The organism is Streptomyces griseosporeus (assembly GCF_014656055.1).
GTDB lineage: Bacteria > Actinomycetota > Actinomycetes > Streptomycetales > Streptomycetaceae > Streptomyces > Streptomyces griseosporeus.
The window spans coordinates 303,053-316,758 of record NZ_BNBR01000002.1 but is presented as its reverse complement, the minus strand read 5'-3'; the positions used below and the strand labels follow the sequence as shown (position 1 = coordinate 316,758).

14 protein-coding genes are annotated in these 13,706 nt (G+C 73.8%); 11 read left to right on the top strand and 3 right to left on the bottom strand.

What is annotated here, in order from left to right; genetic code table 11:
- Positions 1-65: 65 nt before the first annotated feature.
- A complete protein-coding gene (locus IE308_RS10465) occupies positions 66-1,079 on the bottom strand; it encodes a LacI family DNA-binding transcriptional regulator (protein ID WP_190217648.1) in 1,014 nt (337 codons plus the stop codon).
- A 151-nt stretch (positions 1,080-1,230) separates the two neighbouring features.
- Here IE308_RS10465 and IE308_RS10460 point away from each other — a divergent pair, with 151 nt between their 5' ends.
- The 4 genes from IE308_RS10460 to IE308_RS10445 all read left to right on the top strand — a co-directional run bounded on the left by IE308_RS10460 (position 1,231) and on the right by IE308_RS10445 (position 6,408).
- Complete coding sequence (locus IE308_RS10460) at positions 1,231-3,051, top strand: glycoside hydrolase family 2 protein (RefSeq protein WP_190217647.1); 1,821 nt, start codon at positions 1,231-1,233, stop codon at positions 3,049-3,051.
- A gap of 133 nt (positions 3,052-3,184) precedes the next feature.
- Positions 3,185-4,528: an extracellular solute-binding protein gene (locus IE308_RS10455; RefSeq protein ID WP_190217646.1), complete on the top strand. Its 1,344-nt coding sequence runs from the start codon at positions 3,185-3,187 to the stop codon at positions 4,526-4,528.
- Positions 4,529-4,562: 34 nt separating this feature from the next.
- Positions 4,563-5,468, top strand: a complete 906-nt coding sequence (locus tag IE308_RS10450) for a carbohydrate ABC transporter permease (RefSeq protein WP_190217645.1) — start codon at positions 4,563-4,565, stop codon at positions 5,466-5,468.
- Between the two features lies 1 nt (position 5,469).
- Positions 5,470-6,408, top strand: a complete 939-nt coding sequence (locus tag IE308_RS10445) for a carbohydrate ABC transporter permease (protein WP_190217644.1) — start codon at positions 5,470-5,472, stop codon at positions 6,406-6,408.
- Positions 6,409-6,444: 36 nt separating this feature from the next.
- On the opposite strand, the gene IE308_RS10440 is transcribed toward IE308_RS10445, so the two are convergent.
- The gene (locus IE308_RS10440) at positions 6,445-7,533 is read right to left on the bottom strand and encodes a MerR family transcriptional regulator (RefSeq protein ID WP_229908872.1); all 1,089 of its coding nucleotides are present in this window, start codon (positions 7,531-7,533) and stop codon (positions 6,445-6,447) included.
- Between the two features lie 138 nt (positions 7,534-7,671).
- On the opposite strand from IE308_RS10440, the gene IE308_RS10435 reads away from it, so the two are divergent.
- On the top strand, positions 7,672-8,310 hold the full coding sequence (locus IE308_RS10435) for a carbonic anhydrase (RefSeq protein WP_190217642.1): 639 nt from the start codon (positions 7,672-7,674) through the stop codon (positions 8,308-8,310).
- Positions 8,311-8,325: 15 nt separating this feature from the next.
- On the opposite strand, the gene IE308_RS10430 is transcribed toward IE308_RS10435, so the two are convergent.
- Complete coding sequence (locus IE308_RS10430) at positions 8,326-8,835, bottom strand: carboxymuconolactone decarboxylase family protein (protein WP_190217641.1); 510 nt, start codon at positions 8,833-8,835, stop codon at positions 8,326-8,328.
- Between the two features lie 40 nt (positions 8,836-8,875).
- Between IE308_RS10430 and IE308_RS10425 the strand changes: the two genes are divergently transcribed.
- The 6 genes from IE308_RS10425 to IE308_RS10400 all read left to right on the top strand — a co-directional run bounded on the left by IE308_RS10425 (position 8,876) and on the right by IE308_RS10400 (position 13,691).
- Positions 8,876-9,436, top strand: coding sequence for a MarR family winged helix-turn-helix transcriptional regulator (locus IE308_RS10425; protein ID WP_229908816.1), 561 nt, complete (start codon positions 8,876-8,878; stop codon positions 9,434-9,436).
- A gap of 111 nt (positions 9,437-9,547) precedes the next feature.
- The gene (locus IE308_RS10420; RefSeq protein WP_190217639.1) at positions 9,548-10,078 is read left to right on the top strand and encodes an SRPBCC family protein; all 531 of its coding nucleotides are present in this window, start codon (positions 9,548-9,550) and stop codon (positions 10,076-10,078) included.
- Complete coding sequence (locus tag IE308_RS10415; protein ID WP_190217638.1) at positions 10,071-11,690, top strand: phytoene desaturase family protein; 1,620 nt, start codon at positions 10,071-10,073, stop codon at positions 11,688-11,690. The genes IE308_RS10420 and IE308_RS10415 overlap by 8 nt, the downstream gene beginning before the upstream one ends.
- Before the next feature lie 69 nt (positions 11,691-11,759).
- Positions 11,760-12,212, top strand: a complete 453-nt coding sequence (locus tag IE308_RS10410; RefSeq protein WP_190217637.1) for a hypothetical protein — start codon at positions 11,760-11,762, stop codon at positions 12,210-12,212.
- A 95-nt stretch (positions 12,213-12,307) separates the two neighbouring features.
- The gene (locus IE308_RS10405) at positions 12,308-13,195 is read left to right on the top strand and encodes a short-chain dehydrogenase/reductase (protein WP_190217636.1); all 888 of its coding nucleotides are present in this window, start codon (positions 12,308-12,310) and stop codon (positions 13,193-13,195) included.
- Between the two features lie 10 nt (positions 13,196-13,205).
- Positions 13,206-13,691: an MSMEG_6728 family protein gene (locus IE308_RS10400; RefSeq protein ID WP_190217635.1), complete on the top strand. Its 486-nt coding sequence runs from the start codon at positions 13,206-13,208 to the stop codon at positions 13,689-13,691.
- The last annotated feature ends 15 nt before the right edge of the window (positions 13,692-13,706 follow it).

Sequence of the window (13,706 nt, the reverse complement as noted above, 5' to 3'; positions counted from 1 at the left end):
ACGCCCGCCCCCTGGGAACCCGCGCCATAAGAGACGCCGCCCGCAGGGAACCCGCCCCCGGCAAGTCACCCCCCGCTGCTCTCCCGCACCACCAACCGGTGGGCCACGATGTGCCCGCTCGCGTCCTCCGCCGACGCGCGGTCGATCCGGTCGGCCAGCAGGGACACCGCCGCGTCGGCGATGCCCGCCTTGTCCGGGGCGACGGTCGTCAGGCTCGGCACGCTGAACCGCCCCGCCTCGATGTCGTCGAAGCCGACGACGTCGAGATCGTCCGGGGCCCGCAGCCCCGCCTCGTGCAGGGCGCGCAGGGCGCCCAGGGCGAGATGGTCGTTGAGGCACAGCAGCGCGTCCGGAGCCGGACCCCGCTCCAGCACCGCGCCGACGGCCCGCGCCCCGTCCTGCCAGTGAAAAGCCCCTACCGGCACCACCAGTTCCGGCTCGAAGGGAACGCTCGCCGCGCGCAGCGCCTCCTGGTAGCCCTGGGTGCGCAGCCGGTCGGTGCCCAGCCTGCCCCTCAGGGCGCCGCCGACGACCGCGATGCGCCGCCGCCCGCGCGCCAGCAGGTGCTCGGTCGCCTCCCGGGCCGCCGCCACGTTGTCGATGCCCACGTGGTCGGCGGAGCCCGCCGGGCAGCTCTCGCCCAGCAGCACCACCGGCAGCCGCGTGTCCCGGGTCGCGAAGTCGCGCGGCAGCAGGGCCAGCGGGCTGAGGATCACCCCGTCGGTGAACTGCGCGTCGAACCCGTGCAGCGCGGCCAGCTCCCGGTCCCGTACGCCGCCCGTCTGGTGGATGAGCACGGTCAGTCCGCGCCCGTCCGCCGCGGCCATCACATGCTTGGCCAGCTCCGCGAAGTACGCCACGTCCAGTTCCGGCACCGCGAGCGTGATCATGCCGGTGCGCCCGCGGCGCAGCTGGCGGCCGGCGATGTTCACCCGGTAGCCGAGCGCCTCGATGGCCTCCCGCACGGCCGCCCTGGTCTTCTCCGAGACATGCTCGAAGTCGTTGATCACGTTCGAGACGGTCTTGGGCGAGACGCCCGCGTATTCGGCGACGTCCTTGATGCTGGGTCTGGCGGCCACGCTCCTCTTCTTCCTTCCGGCTGGCGCGAGCTTAGCGACTGTCACGAAACGGTTTCGAGCCACCCCTCTGATCTTCCCGCCTATTTACATCGTTGTAATCGGCATGGTGCCATGTGCCGCGTCGAACAGCACAGGCGACTCAAGGAGCACCATGCCCGTCCCGCACCCGTCGGACCTGCCGCGACCCGAGTACCCCCGGCCGCAGTTCGTCCGCGACGCGTGGCTCAACCTCAACGGCACATGGCAGTTCGAGACCGACCGCTCCGACACCGGCCTGGAGCGCGGACTGCTGAAGCGCGATCTGACCGGCACGATCACCGTGCCCTTCTGCCCCGAGTCCGCCCTGTCGGGGGTCGGGGAGACCGACTTCCTGGAGGCGGTCTGGTACCGGCGCACCGTGACGGTGCCCGCCGAGTGGGCCGGCGCCCGCGTCCTGCTGCACTTCGGCGCCGTGGACCACGACACCACGGTCTGGGCGAACGGCGTCGAGGTGGCCCGGCACCGCGGCGGCTTCACCCCGTTCACCGCCGACCTCGACGGCATCGCCGAACCCGGCGCCGAGATCACCCTCGTGGTCCGCGCCCGGGACAGCCGGCACGGCGTGCAGGCGCGCGGCAAGCAGGCCACCTGGTACGCCAACTCGCACTGCCACTACACGCGGACGACCGGCATCTGGCAGACGGTCTGGATGGAGCCGGTGCCCCGGACGGTCGCCCTGAAGCGGCCCCGGATCACGCCCGACGTCTCCTCCGGCAGCTTCTTCCTCGACCTCCCGCTGACCGCCAACCTGCCCGGGCACCGCGTGCGGGCCGTCCTCAGCGACGAGGCCGGGCCGGTGGCCGCCGCCGAGTCGCGCGCCGATCTCGACCTGTGCCCGAGGCTCGTACTCCCCATACCGGAGGAGCGCCTGCGGCTCTGGTCGCCCGAGGACCCGCACCTGTACGGGCTTCAGCTGTGCGTCCTGGACGCCGAGGGCCGGGTCGTCGACGAGGCCCGGTCCTACGCCGGCCTGCGCTCGGTCGCGATCCGCGGCAAGCGGCTGCTGCTCAACGGCCGTCCGGTCTTCCAGCGTCTGGTGCTGGACCAGGGCTACTGGCCGGACGGGCTGATGACCGCCCCCAGCGACGAGGCCCTCATCCGCGACATCGAGCTCGGCCTCGCCGCCGGCTTCAACGGCGCCCGGCTGCACCAGAAGGTCTTCGAGGAGCGCTACCTCCACCACGCCGACCGGCTCGGCTACCTGGTGTGGGGCGAGTTCGGCGACTGGGGCTGCGAGGTCGGCGTACGCGACGACAACCAGCGCCCCGACGCCGCCTATGTCACCCAGTGGCTGGAGGCCCTGGAACGGGACTACTCCCACCCCGCGATCATCGGCTGGTGCCCGCTGAACGAGACGTACCAGCACCTGCACGACCGGATCACCCAGCTCGACGACGTCACCCGGGCGATGTTCCTGGCCACCAAGCAGGCCGACCCGACCCGCCCCGTCGTCGACGCCTCCGGCTACGCCCACCGCGTCCCGGAGACGGACGTCTACGACTCCCACTGCTACGAGCAGGACCCCGCCGCCTTCGCCAAGGCCATGTCCGGCCTCGCCGAGGACAGGCCGTACGTCAACGCCGCTCCCGACGGCCGGCCCTGGTCGGTGCCGTACCGCGGGCAGCCGTACTTCTGCAGCGAGTTCGGCGGGATCTGGTGGGATCCGCGGGCGGCGGACGCGGCCGGTGACGAGGCCGGGACGTCGTGGGGGTACGGCGAGCGGCCCCGCACGGAGGAAAAGTTCCAGCAGCGCTTCGCCGGGCTGACCGGCGTGCTGCTCGACGATCCGGACATGTTCGGCTACTGCTACACCCAGCTCACGGACGTCTTCCAGGAGCAGAACGGCCTCTACCGGTTCGACCGCTCCCGCAAGCTCGACATCGAGCGCGTCCGGCGGGCGCAGTCCCGTCCGGCGGCCTACGAGCGGGACTGACCCACCCCGGTCGCGCACGGACGGCGACCGGCTCTTCGCAGCGGAACTTACAACGATGTAAAGCAGGCGGCCCGGTGCCGGGCGGACGAGGAACTCACGTCCGCACCGCGCCGCCCGTCAGGGAAGGAGCCGTATGACCGACTGGCCGGAACCAGAAGGGAACCGGGGTCTCACCCGGCGCGGGGTGCTCAGCGCCGCGCTCGCCTCGGGGGCGGTGGTCCTCGGCGGCGGAGCGCTCACCGGCTGTGGCTCGGCGCAGGCCGCGGACCCCGACACGGTGCGCCTGTGGGACCTGTTCAGCGGGGCCGACGGCGGACTGCTCAACGACATGGTGCGCGCCGCCCGCCGCGACATGCCGGGGACGCGGGTCGAGCGCACGGTCCTGGAGTGGGGCACGCCCTACTACACCAAGCTCGCCATGGCCTCGGCCGGCGGACGCGGCCCCGACGTGGCCGTCGCCCACCTGTCCCGGCTCGCGGGCTACGCGCCCACGGGGCTGCTGGACGCCTGGGACCTGGACCTGCTGGCCGAGTACGGCATCACTCCGAGCGCCTTCACCGAGGCCGTGTGGGGCCGCACCCAGTACCGGGGCAAGACCTACGCCGTCCCGCTGGACACGCACCCGTTCATCGTCTTCTACCACCCCGAACCGGCCGCCCGCGCCGGCCTGCTGAAGAGCGACGGCAGCCTGGACACGGGGGCGTTCTCCTCCCCGGACGCCTTCCTCCGGGCCGGCCGCGAACTGGCCCGCGCCTCCGGCAAGCAGGGCATCGCCTTCGGCTACGTCACCGACAGCGCGCAGGGCTGGCGGCTGTTCTACGGCCTGTACCGGCAGACCGGCGGCCGGTTCGACCTGCCGCCGGGCGGCCCCGCCGAGGCCGACGTGGACCGCATGGCCGAGGTCATCGCCTTCATGGCGAAACTCGTCGACGGGCGGACCAACCCCAGGCACCTCGACTACGCCGCCGCGATCGCCTCCTTCGCCGACCGCCGGACGGCGATGATCCTCTCGGGCGAGTGGGAGCTGGGCACCTTCCGCGCCGCCGACCCGAAGGTCGGAGCCGCCCCGTTCCCCACCGTGTTCGGCACCCCGGCCGTCTACGCCGACTCGCACGCCTTCGTCCTGCCGCACCACCCCGACCCGGACCCCGCGCGCCGCCGACGCACCCACCAGGCCGTCGCCGCGCTCCTCAAGGCCGGGCAGATCTGGGCCACCGCCGGGCACATCCCCGCCTACGGCCCCGCCACCCGCACCGGCGCCTACGCCGCGCTGCGGCCACAGTCCCACTACGCGCAGGCCCAGCAGCACGTCGTCCTCGACCCCTCGGTGTGGTTCGCCGGCGCCGGGTCCGACTTCCAGAACTCCATGTCCCAGGTCCTGCAGCAGGCCCTCCTTGGTTCCCTCGCCCCGGACCGCGCGGCGCGCGCCATGGTGCGTCGCCTGAACACCTTCCTCTCCAAGCCCAGCCCGGCCTGACCCGGTCACGACCTTCAGCGCAGGAGGAACGACGATGTCCTCTCCCCACGCCTCGCCCCGCTCCGGGGCCCTGCCGGCGCGCCGGCAGGGCCCGCCCGGGCTGCTGTTCGCGCTGCCCTTCCTCGTCCTGTTCGCCCTGTTCATGGTCTGGCCGCTGGCCCAGGGCCTGTGGATGAGCCTGACGGACACCTCCCTGTCGGCCCACAACCCGGACTTCGTCGGCCTGGACAACTTCACGGAGGCCTTCCGCGACGCCGAGATGTGGCGGGCCCTCGGGCACACCGTCTGGTTCACCGTCCTGTCGACCGTGCCGCTGGTCGCGGCGGCGCTCGGCATGGCGCTGCTGGTGCACACCGGACTGCCCGGCCAGTGGGTGTGGCGGCTGGCCTTCTTCGCGCCCTATCTGCTGCCCGTCGGCGTCGTGAGCCTGCTGTGGATCTGGCTCTACCAGCCGGACCTCGGCCTGCTCAACCACCTCCTCCACCTGTTCGGCCTGGGCCCCGTGGCCTGGCTCAGCGACGAGTCGGTCGCGATGTGGGCGATCGTCCTGACCACCCTGTGGTGGACGGTCGGCTTCAACTTCCTGCTCTACCTCGCCGCCCTCCAGGCCGTCCCGGACCACCTGTACGAGGCGGCGGCCCTCGACGGCGCCGGGGCCTGGCGCCGGCTGTGGTCGATCACCCTGCCGCAGCTCGGCCGGATCACCGCGGTCGTGACCGTCCTGCAGATCCTCGCCTCCCTGAAGGTGTTCGACCAGATCTACCTGCTCACCAAGGGCGGCCCCGACGGCTCCACCCGCCCGGTCGTGGAGTACGTCTACGACGTCGGCTTCACCGGCTACCGCCTCGGCTACGCCTCCGCGATCAGCTACGTCTTCTTCGCCCTCGTCCTGCTCGCCTCCGCTGCCCAGTACGCCGCCCTCCGCCGCCGGGAGAAGTGACATGACCTCCACGGACCTGCCCGTCCGCGCCCCGTCCGCCTCCCGCCCCGCACGGCCCTCCCGGCGTGCGGTCACCGCGCGGGTCCGGCCGCGCGGCAACCACCTCGTCCTCGGCGACAGCCGCCTCGCCGGTGTCCTGGCGCTCGCCGTGCTCGCCGTCCTGGCCGCGGTCTGGCTGCTGCCGATGCTGTGGGCCGTACTGACCGCCTTCAAGTCCGAGCGGGACGCCAGCGACCCGGAGCACTGGGCGTGGCCGCGCCACGGGCTGACGCTGAAGGGCTTCAGCACCGTGTGGCAGCGCGGCGACCTGCCGCTGTGGATGCTCAACAGCTTCCTCATCGCCGCGGCCGTCACCGCGGTCACCGTGCTGGTGTCCGCCATGGCCGGATACGCCTTCTCGCGCACCCGGTTCGCCGGCCGGCGCGTGTTCTTCGCGCTGACCGTGGCCGCGGTGGTCGTGCCGCCGCAGATCCTCATCGTGCCGTGGTTCCGGCAGATGCTCGGCCTGCACCTGCTCGACACCTACGCGGGCGTGATCCTGCCGCAGACGGTGGCGCCGGTCATGGTGTTCATCCTGAAGAAGCACTTCGACTCCATGCCCCGGGAACTGGAGGAGGCGGCCCGGATCGACGGCGCCGGCCACTGGCGGATCTTCTGGTCGGTGCTGCTGCCGCTGTCCCGCCCGATGCTGGCCGCGGTGGCGATCTTCGTGTTCATCGGGGCGTGGAACAACTTCCTGTGGCCCTTCGTCTCCACGTCCGACCCGGCGCTGATGACCCTCCCGGTCGGCATCACCTCGGTGAAGGACGCCTACGGCATCCAGTACGCGCAGACCATGGCGTCCGCCGTGCTGGCCGCGCTGCCCCTGGTCGTGGTCTTCCTCTTCTTCCAGCGCCAGATCGTCAAGTCGGTCGCCACGACGGGCCTCGGCGGCCAGTGAGCCGCGGCGGACCCTGGCCGGTGGGGCCCGCCCGGATCAGGCCACGAGCAGGCGCAGGCCGAGTTCGGCCGCGTCGTGGGCGAGCAGGTCGCGGTTGCGCTCGGCCCACCGGCCCGAGGCCAGGTCGTCGCGCAGGGCGTCCACCGCCCGCTGCTCGGCGTCGGGCCCCACCCGCGTCCACACCGAGACCGCGCGGCGCACCCGGTCGTCCAGATACGCCTCGGGGCGGCGCCAGTGCGCCTCGAAGAAGCCGTCCGCGCAGTCCCACGGAATGAGCACCGGCTCCGCGCGGCCGTCGATCGCCCGGGTCAGGTCGGCCGGCGACGGCCAGCCGGCGAGCAGGCCGGCGAACTCGGGCAGATAGTCGCGGGTGAGCCAGAACCGCTGGAGCCACCCCGGGCTGCTCGCGTCGTAGGTGAACACCACCACCCGCCGCGCCACGCGCCGCATCTCGCGCAGCCCGGCGACCGGGTCCGGCCAGTGGTGGACGGTGCTCACCGCCATCGCGGCGTCGAAGGAGGCGTCCGCGAACGGCAGGCTCTCCGCACTGGCGGCCACACAAGGTGCCGCGCCCGCGGGACGCTGTGCCCGCATGACCGCCGAGGGCTCCACCGCAGTGACGTCGCGGTCCGGGGGCTCGTACGAACCCGTGCCGGCCCCCACGTTCAGGACCGTCCGCGCGTCCCCGAGCGCCTGCCAGATCCGCGCGGCGATCCGCGGCTCGGTGCGCCGCGTCGCCGGGTACGCCGAGCCGATGGAGTCGTACAACTGCGCCCCGAACACCTCCAGTTGCTCCTCGGGTGTCGTCCGGATGCCCATCGCCCGTGCCTCCAGTTCCCTGTCGATGGCCGCCACCATGGCGGCGGTGCGGTCGCGCTGTTCCTCCAGCAGCCCGCGCAGCCGCCGCAGGTGCGCGACCGCGTCGGTGGCCGGGTCGTCCACCAGAGCCGCGATCTCGCGCAGGGCGAAGCCCAGCCTGCGGTAGCCGAGCACCTCCCGCAGCCGCTCCACGTCGCCCGGCGCGTAGGCCCGGTATCCGGCCGGCGTCCGCGCCGACGGCCGTACGAGGCCGATCTCGTCGTAGTGATGCAGCGTGCGGACGCTCACGCCGGCCAGCCCGGCCACACGCCCCACGGTCAGGTGTTCCTCCACGCCCCGACTATGTGGCCTGACGCCGCGTGAGGGTCAAACGGCCCGACGTCGGCCCGCCCGGCGCCCGGCCCGGGCGATGCGGGCGCAGGTGTCGTTTCGTAGGCTGCGGGCATGAGCGATAACAAGATCAAGACGCCCTCCGAGGCCTTTGAGCTGCTGATGTCCGGAAACCAGCGATTTGTCGCGGGCACCCCGGAACATCCCAACCAGGACGCCACCCGCCGCGCCGAGACCGTGCCGGGTCAGCAGCCTTTCGCCGTGCTGTTCGGGTGCTCCGACTCCCGGCTGGCCGCGGAGATCGTCTTCGACCGGGGTCTGGGTGACCTGTTCGTGGTGCGTACCGCCGGCCATGTCGTCGGCGCCGAGGTGCTGGGCAGCATCGAGTACGGCGTAGAGGTACTGGGCTGCCCCCTGGTCGTGGTCCTCGGCCACGACTCGTGCGGCGCGGTCGGCGCTGCGCGTGCCGCGCTGGAGGACGGGGTGGCGCCGGGCGGCTACATCCGGGACGTCGTGGAGCGGGTGACCCCCAGTGTGCTCGCGGCGCGGGCCGCGGGCCGCACCGAGCCGGACGAGATCCTCGCCGAGCACATCCGGCACACCGTCGACCTGCTGCTGGACCGTTCCCGGGTGCTCGCCGAGAAGGTCGCCGCCGGACAGGCCGCCGTGGTGGGCCTGTGCTACCGCCTGGCGGATGGCAACGCGCAGGTCGTCGCCGCCCGGGGTCTCGACGCGGCGGTCGCCGCGTCCTGACCGGGCGCCGCCTTGTCAGGCCGCCCTGACCAGGCGGTTGGCGAAGGTCGACATCGTGTAGGCGCCGATGCCGAGGACCACTTCGAGGGCGTTGCGCTCGGTGTAGCCGTGGGCGAGGAAGGCCGTGATCCGGTCGTCGTCCACGGCGCCGGTGGTGGCGAGGACGTCGAGCGTGAACGCCCGGATCGCCGCGAGGCGCGCGTCCTGCGGGGCGCGCTCCTCGCGCAGGGCGGTGACGAGGTCCGGGTCCGCGCCGAGCTTGCGGAGCTTGCCGGCGTGCAGGTTGACGCAGAGGTGGCACTGGTTGCGGACGGCGACCGTCATGATGACGACCTCCCGCGCGAGCGGGTCGAGGGTGGACTGCTCGAAGCTCGCGCTCATCGACAGGAACCCGTTGAGCAGCTCGGGCGAGGTGGCGAGCCGGGCCACCGCGTCGGGGACCGCCCCGCCGAACGCGTCGGCGACGGACCGCATCGCCGGCCGCGACGCGTGCGGGGCGCTCTCCAGGGTGTGGGCGGGGAACATGAAGCCTCCTAGAATGGTCAACATGGTTGACGATGATGAGATGGTAAACCAGGTTTCCCTTTCTGGGAAGGGAGTCCCCGGAGGGGAAGCCCGTGCGGGCGGGGGACAGGAGCGACGCGGCTCCGGCCCGCCCCGGCCGAGAGCTGGGTACGAGCTGCCCCTGCTGCTGTTCGCGGGGTTCCGCACCCTCATCGACGAGCTGCACACCGAGCTGGCCCGGCAGGGACACCCGGACGTGCGCCCGGCGCACGGGTTCGCCCTCCAGGCAATCGGCCCGGAGGGCAGCGCCGCCAGCGACATCGCCCGGCGCCTCGGCATCTCGAAGCAGGCGGCGGGCAAGACCGTCGACCGCCTCGTGGCCCTCGGGTACGCCGAGCGCGCCGAGGACCCGGCCGACGCCCGCCGCAAACTGGTCCGCCTGACCGCACGCGGCTTCGACATGCTGGCCCGCTCGGCCGCGATCTTCGAGCGGCTGCGTGCCGAGTGGGCCGCCGAGCTGGGGGAGGAGCGGGTGAGCGCGATGGAGGACGACCTCGGCGCGGTGGTGTCGCCCGGCGCGTTCCGACTGGACGCGGCGGGGTGGATCGGCGGCGCCATGTGACCTCCCGGCGTCGGCTCGCGGTGCCGATGAGGCTGGTTGGACCGGTGATGCGGGGGCACCCGGGAACGGCCGGCCGAGGGGCCGGCACTCCACCGTCGTACGGAGGCGCACGTGGCCGTTCGTCATCGTCTGATCAAAGCCCGGCCCGGTGTCGTGTGGGACGTCCTGGCCGACGGCGGCAAGTATCCGCAGTGGGTGGTGGGACCGTCCGGGGCGGAACCGGTGCGCGGGCAGTGGCCGCAGACGGACGCGGCGATCCGCTACGAGGTCCCGATCGGCCCGTTCCGGCTGTCCAACGAGACGATCGTGCGCCGCTGCGAGGAAGGTGCCGGGCTGGAACTGGAAGCCCACGCCGGACCGCTGGGCAGCGCGCGCATCGCCATAGAGCTGCGGCCGTGGGGCGAGCACTGCCTGGTGATCGTGGACGAGCACCCGCTCCAGGGAGCGGGCGGCCTGCTGCACAACGCCGGCTTCGAAGTGCTCATCCAGCTGCGCCACCGCGCCATGCTGGCCCGCCTCGCCCGGCTGTGCGAGAGCCGGCCGGACAACGGCCGCAGCGGCGCGGAGAACGCCGGGCCGGGGTCCGAAGGGACCGAGCCCGCGGGTTCCCCGTCCGGCGGGAGCGGGAGCGGCCATGCCTGACGCCGTGGTCATCGGGGCCGGCCCCAACGGCCTGGTGGCCGCGAACGTCCTGGCGGACGCCGGATGGAGCGTCGAGGTCCTGGAGGAGCAGGCCGAACCCGGCGGGGCCGTACGCCACGACCGCGGCGTCGACCCGGCCTTCGTGAACGACCTGTGCAGCTCCTTCTACCCGCTGGCCGCGGCGTCCCCCGTCCTGTCCGCGCTGCGTCTGGAGGACCACGGACTGCGCTGGAGCCACGCGCCCAGCGTGCTCGCCCACCCGCTCACCGACGGCACCTGCGCCGTCCTCGACCGCGACCTCGACGTCACGGCGGCGTCCGTGGACGCCTTCGCGTCCGGCGACGGCGCCGCCTGGCGCCGGCTGCACGAGCTGTGGGAGAGGCTCCGCCCCGACCTCCTGGACGCCCTGTTCACCCCGTTCCCGCCGGTGCGCGCCACGGCCCGGCTGGCGATGCGGCTGCGGGCGGCGGGCGGGCTGCGCACGGCCCGCTCCCTGGTGCTGCCCGTGCGCCGGATGGGCGAGGAGGAGTTCCGCGGCGAGGGCGGCCGGCTGCTGCTGGCGGGCAACGCCCTGCACGCGGACCTGGCCCCCGAGGCGGCCGGCAGCGGCGGCTTCGGCTGGCTCATGGCGATGCTCGGCCAGACCTACGGCTTCCCCGTACCCGTCGGCGGCGCGGGCGCGCTGACCTGGGCACTCGCCCGACGGCTGCGCTCACGCGGCGGACAGCTGCGCTGCGGGCAGCGCGTCGAGCGCATCGTCGTGCGCGGCGGCCGGGCCGTCGGCGTACGCACCGAGGGCGGCGAGACGGTGACCGCGCGCCGGGCCGTCCTGGCGGACGTGTCCGTGCCCGCGCTCTACGGCGAACTGGTCCCGGCCGAGCATCTGCCGCCGCAGGTGCTGAGCGACCTCAGGCGCTTCCAGTGGGACTTCGCCACGTTCAAGGTGGACTGGGCGCTGGACGGCCCGGTGCCCTGGCAGGCGGAACAGGCCGGGCGGGCCGGCACGGTGCACCTCGCGGACGGCGTCGACGAACTCACCCGCTTCGCCGCCCAGATCGCCACCCGGCAGGTGCCCGACCGGCCCTTCCTGCTGTTCGGCCAGATGACCACGGCCGACGCCGGCCGCTCCCCGGTCGGCACCGAGTCCGCGTGGGCGTACACCCACGTCCCGCACGAGATCCGCGCCGACGCCGCCGACGAGGGCATCACCGGGCAGTGGAACGCCAAGGACCAGGAACTCATGGCCGACCGGGTGGAACGCCAGGTGGAACGCTTCGCCCCCGGCTTCCGCGCCCTCGTACGGGCCCGGCGTGTCCTGGCCCCGCCTACCCTCCAGGAACTGGACCGCAATCTCGTCGGCGGCGCCATCAACGGCGGCACGACCGCCCTCCACCAGCAGCTGGTCTTCCGACCCCTGCCCGGCAGCGGGCGCCCCGAGACCCACGTCCCCGGCCTGTACCTGGCCTCCGCCGGCGCCCATCCGGGCGGGGGAGTGCACGGCGCGCCCGGCGCCAACGCCGCCCGCGCCGCGCTGCGCCGCCACCGCCCGCCGGGACGGGCCCGCCTGCAGCGGCTGCTGGCGAGCCGGAACCGCGCCGGGGACAGAAGATGACGGAAGGGACGCCCGCCCCGAGCCGTGTGCGAGCACTGTGAGCCGTAAGCCGACCCAAAGAGAGGACCCATGCAGGAGCACCCCGACGGCCCCGACCAGCAGCACCGCCGCCCCGACGGCGTCGACGACAAGACCGTCGAAGCCCTCGGCGCGCTCTCCAAGGCCCTGGAGACGACCGAGCGGGCCAGAGGCCGCCTGTACGACTTCCACCAGATGACCGGCACCGCCGACTTCCAGCTGGAGCACGCCGCCGACCTGCTGGCCGAGGCGGGCCACCCCGAGTGGGCGGAGAAGATCCGCGCCGAGGTCATCGGCCGCAACGTCATCCCCGGACACTGGACGTTCCAGATCGTCGAGCGCTACGACGACACGTACTACCGGCCCTTCCGGGAGCTGGAGGCGGCCTGCACACAGGAGCTCGCGCAGGGCCGCCGCCATCTGTACGAGGCCGAGCTGAAGGAGGCGCGGCGCACGCCGGGCCACCCCGCCCACGTCGCCGGGCCGCCGCTGCCGGAGGAGTGAGCCGCGGGCGCATCCGGCCGGGCCCCCGAGGCGGAAGCGAAGGGAGACCCGGCAGTGCCGCCCGGCACCCGCGACGGCAGGGAAGGGAAGCGCCGATGGACAGCCGCCCGCTCACGGACCGGACCGTGGTGGTCACCGGGGCCGCCCGCGGCCTGGGCGCGGCGCTGGCGCGGGAGGCCGCCCGGCGCGGCGCCCGACTGGCCCTGCTCGGCCACGAGGGCGCCGCCCTCAAGGCCGTCGCGGCCTCGCTGCCCGGTCCGGCGCTCGCCCTGGAGACCGACGTCACCGAGCCCGACGCGCTCGCCGCCGCGGCGCGCACCGTCCACGCCCGTCTCGGTGCCGCCTCGGTCGTCATCGCGAACGCCGGTATCGCCGAGGGCGGCCCGTTCCTGGCGTCGGACCCGGTGACCTGGCGGCGGGTGGTCGACGTGAACCTCACCGGCAGCGCCTACACCGCCCGCGCCTTCCTGCCCCACCTCCTCGCCACCGCGGGCTACCACCTCCAGGTGGCGTCGCTGGCCTCGCTCGGCGCCGCCCCGCTGATGAGCGCCTACTGCGCGGCGAAGGCGGGCGTGGAGGCCTTCGCGCACAGCCTGCGGGCCGAGGTCGCCCACCACGGCGTCGCCGTCGGGATCGCCTACCTCGGTTGGATCGACACCGACATGGTCCGGGACGTCGACGGCTTCGACGTCCTGCGCGAGCTGCGCGCGGCCATGCCGCCGCCCGCCCGCAGGCTGGACAGCGCGGAAAGGGCCGCCGACCGCCTGATCCACGCCGTGGAACGCCGTCGTACCGTCGTCTACGTGCCGCCCTGGCTGCGGCTGGTGCAACCGGCGCGGGCGGCCCTGCCCCCGGTCGTCCTGCGTGTCAGCCGCCGCCGACTGCCCCGCATCGAGATCCGGGGCCCCGTGCGCGACACCGGCCCGCTCGGCGCGGGCGGCAGGGCGGACCGGGCGGCGCGAGAACGCCGGCAGGAGGGATGACGCCCACGCCATGCAGACATTCCTGACCCATCCCGACTTCCGGCGGTCGGCCCAGGACCTCGACCGGCGCCGCCTGGGCAAACAGCGCGTCGAGGCCCTCCAGGTGCTGCGCGGCCTGACCGTGCCCGGGTACGGCTGGCGCCGGCATCCCGCTGTCCGCATGTGGACCGGGTACGAGGAGGCCCTCGTGCGCTACGGCCTCGAAGTGTGCCGTGTCTGGCGGGAGCTGGGGCATCAGGACAGCTGTGCCGCCTCCCTGGTCGCCGGCTTCGCCGCGCACCGCCCGGGACACCCCATCCGCGAGCAGCCGGAACTCGCCGAGGCCGGGGAACTGCCACCGTGGCTCGGGGACCCCGCCTTCCACCGCAGCCACCGGTCGGCCCTCGTCCGCAAGGCCCCCGACGTGTACGCGGCCCGCTTCCCCGACGTGCCGGACGACCTGCCGTATGTCTGGCCGCCCTCGGACCGCGACGCGGAGGGCGCGGCCGCCTCATGAGCCGAGGGCGGCCCC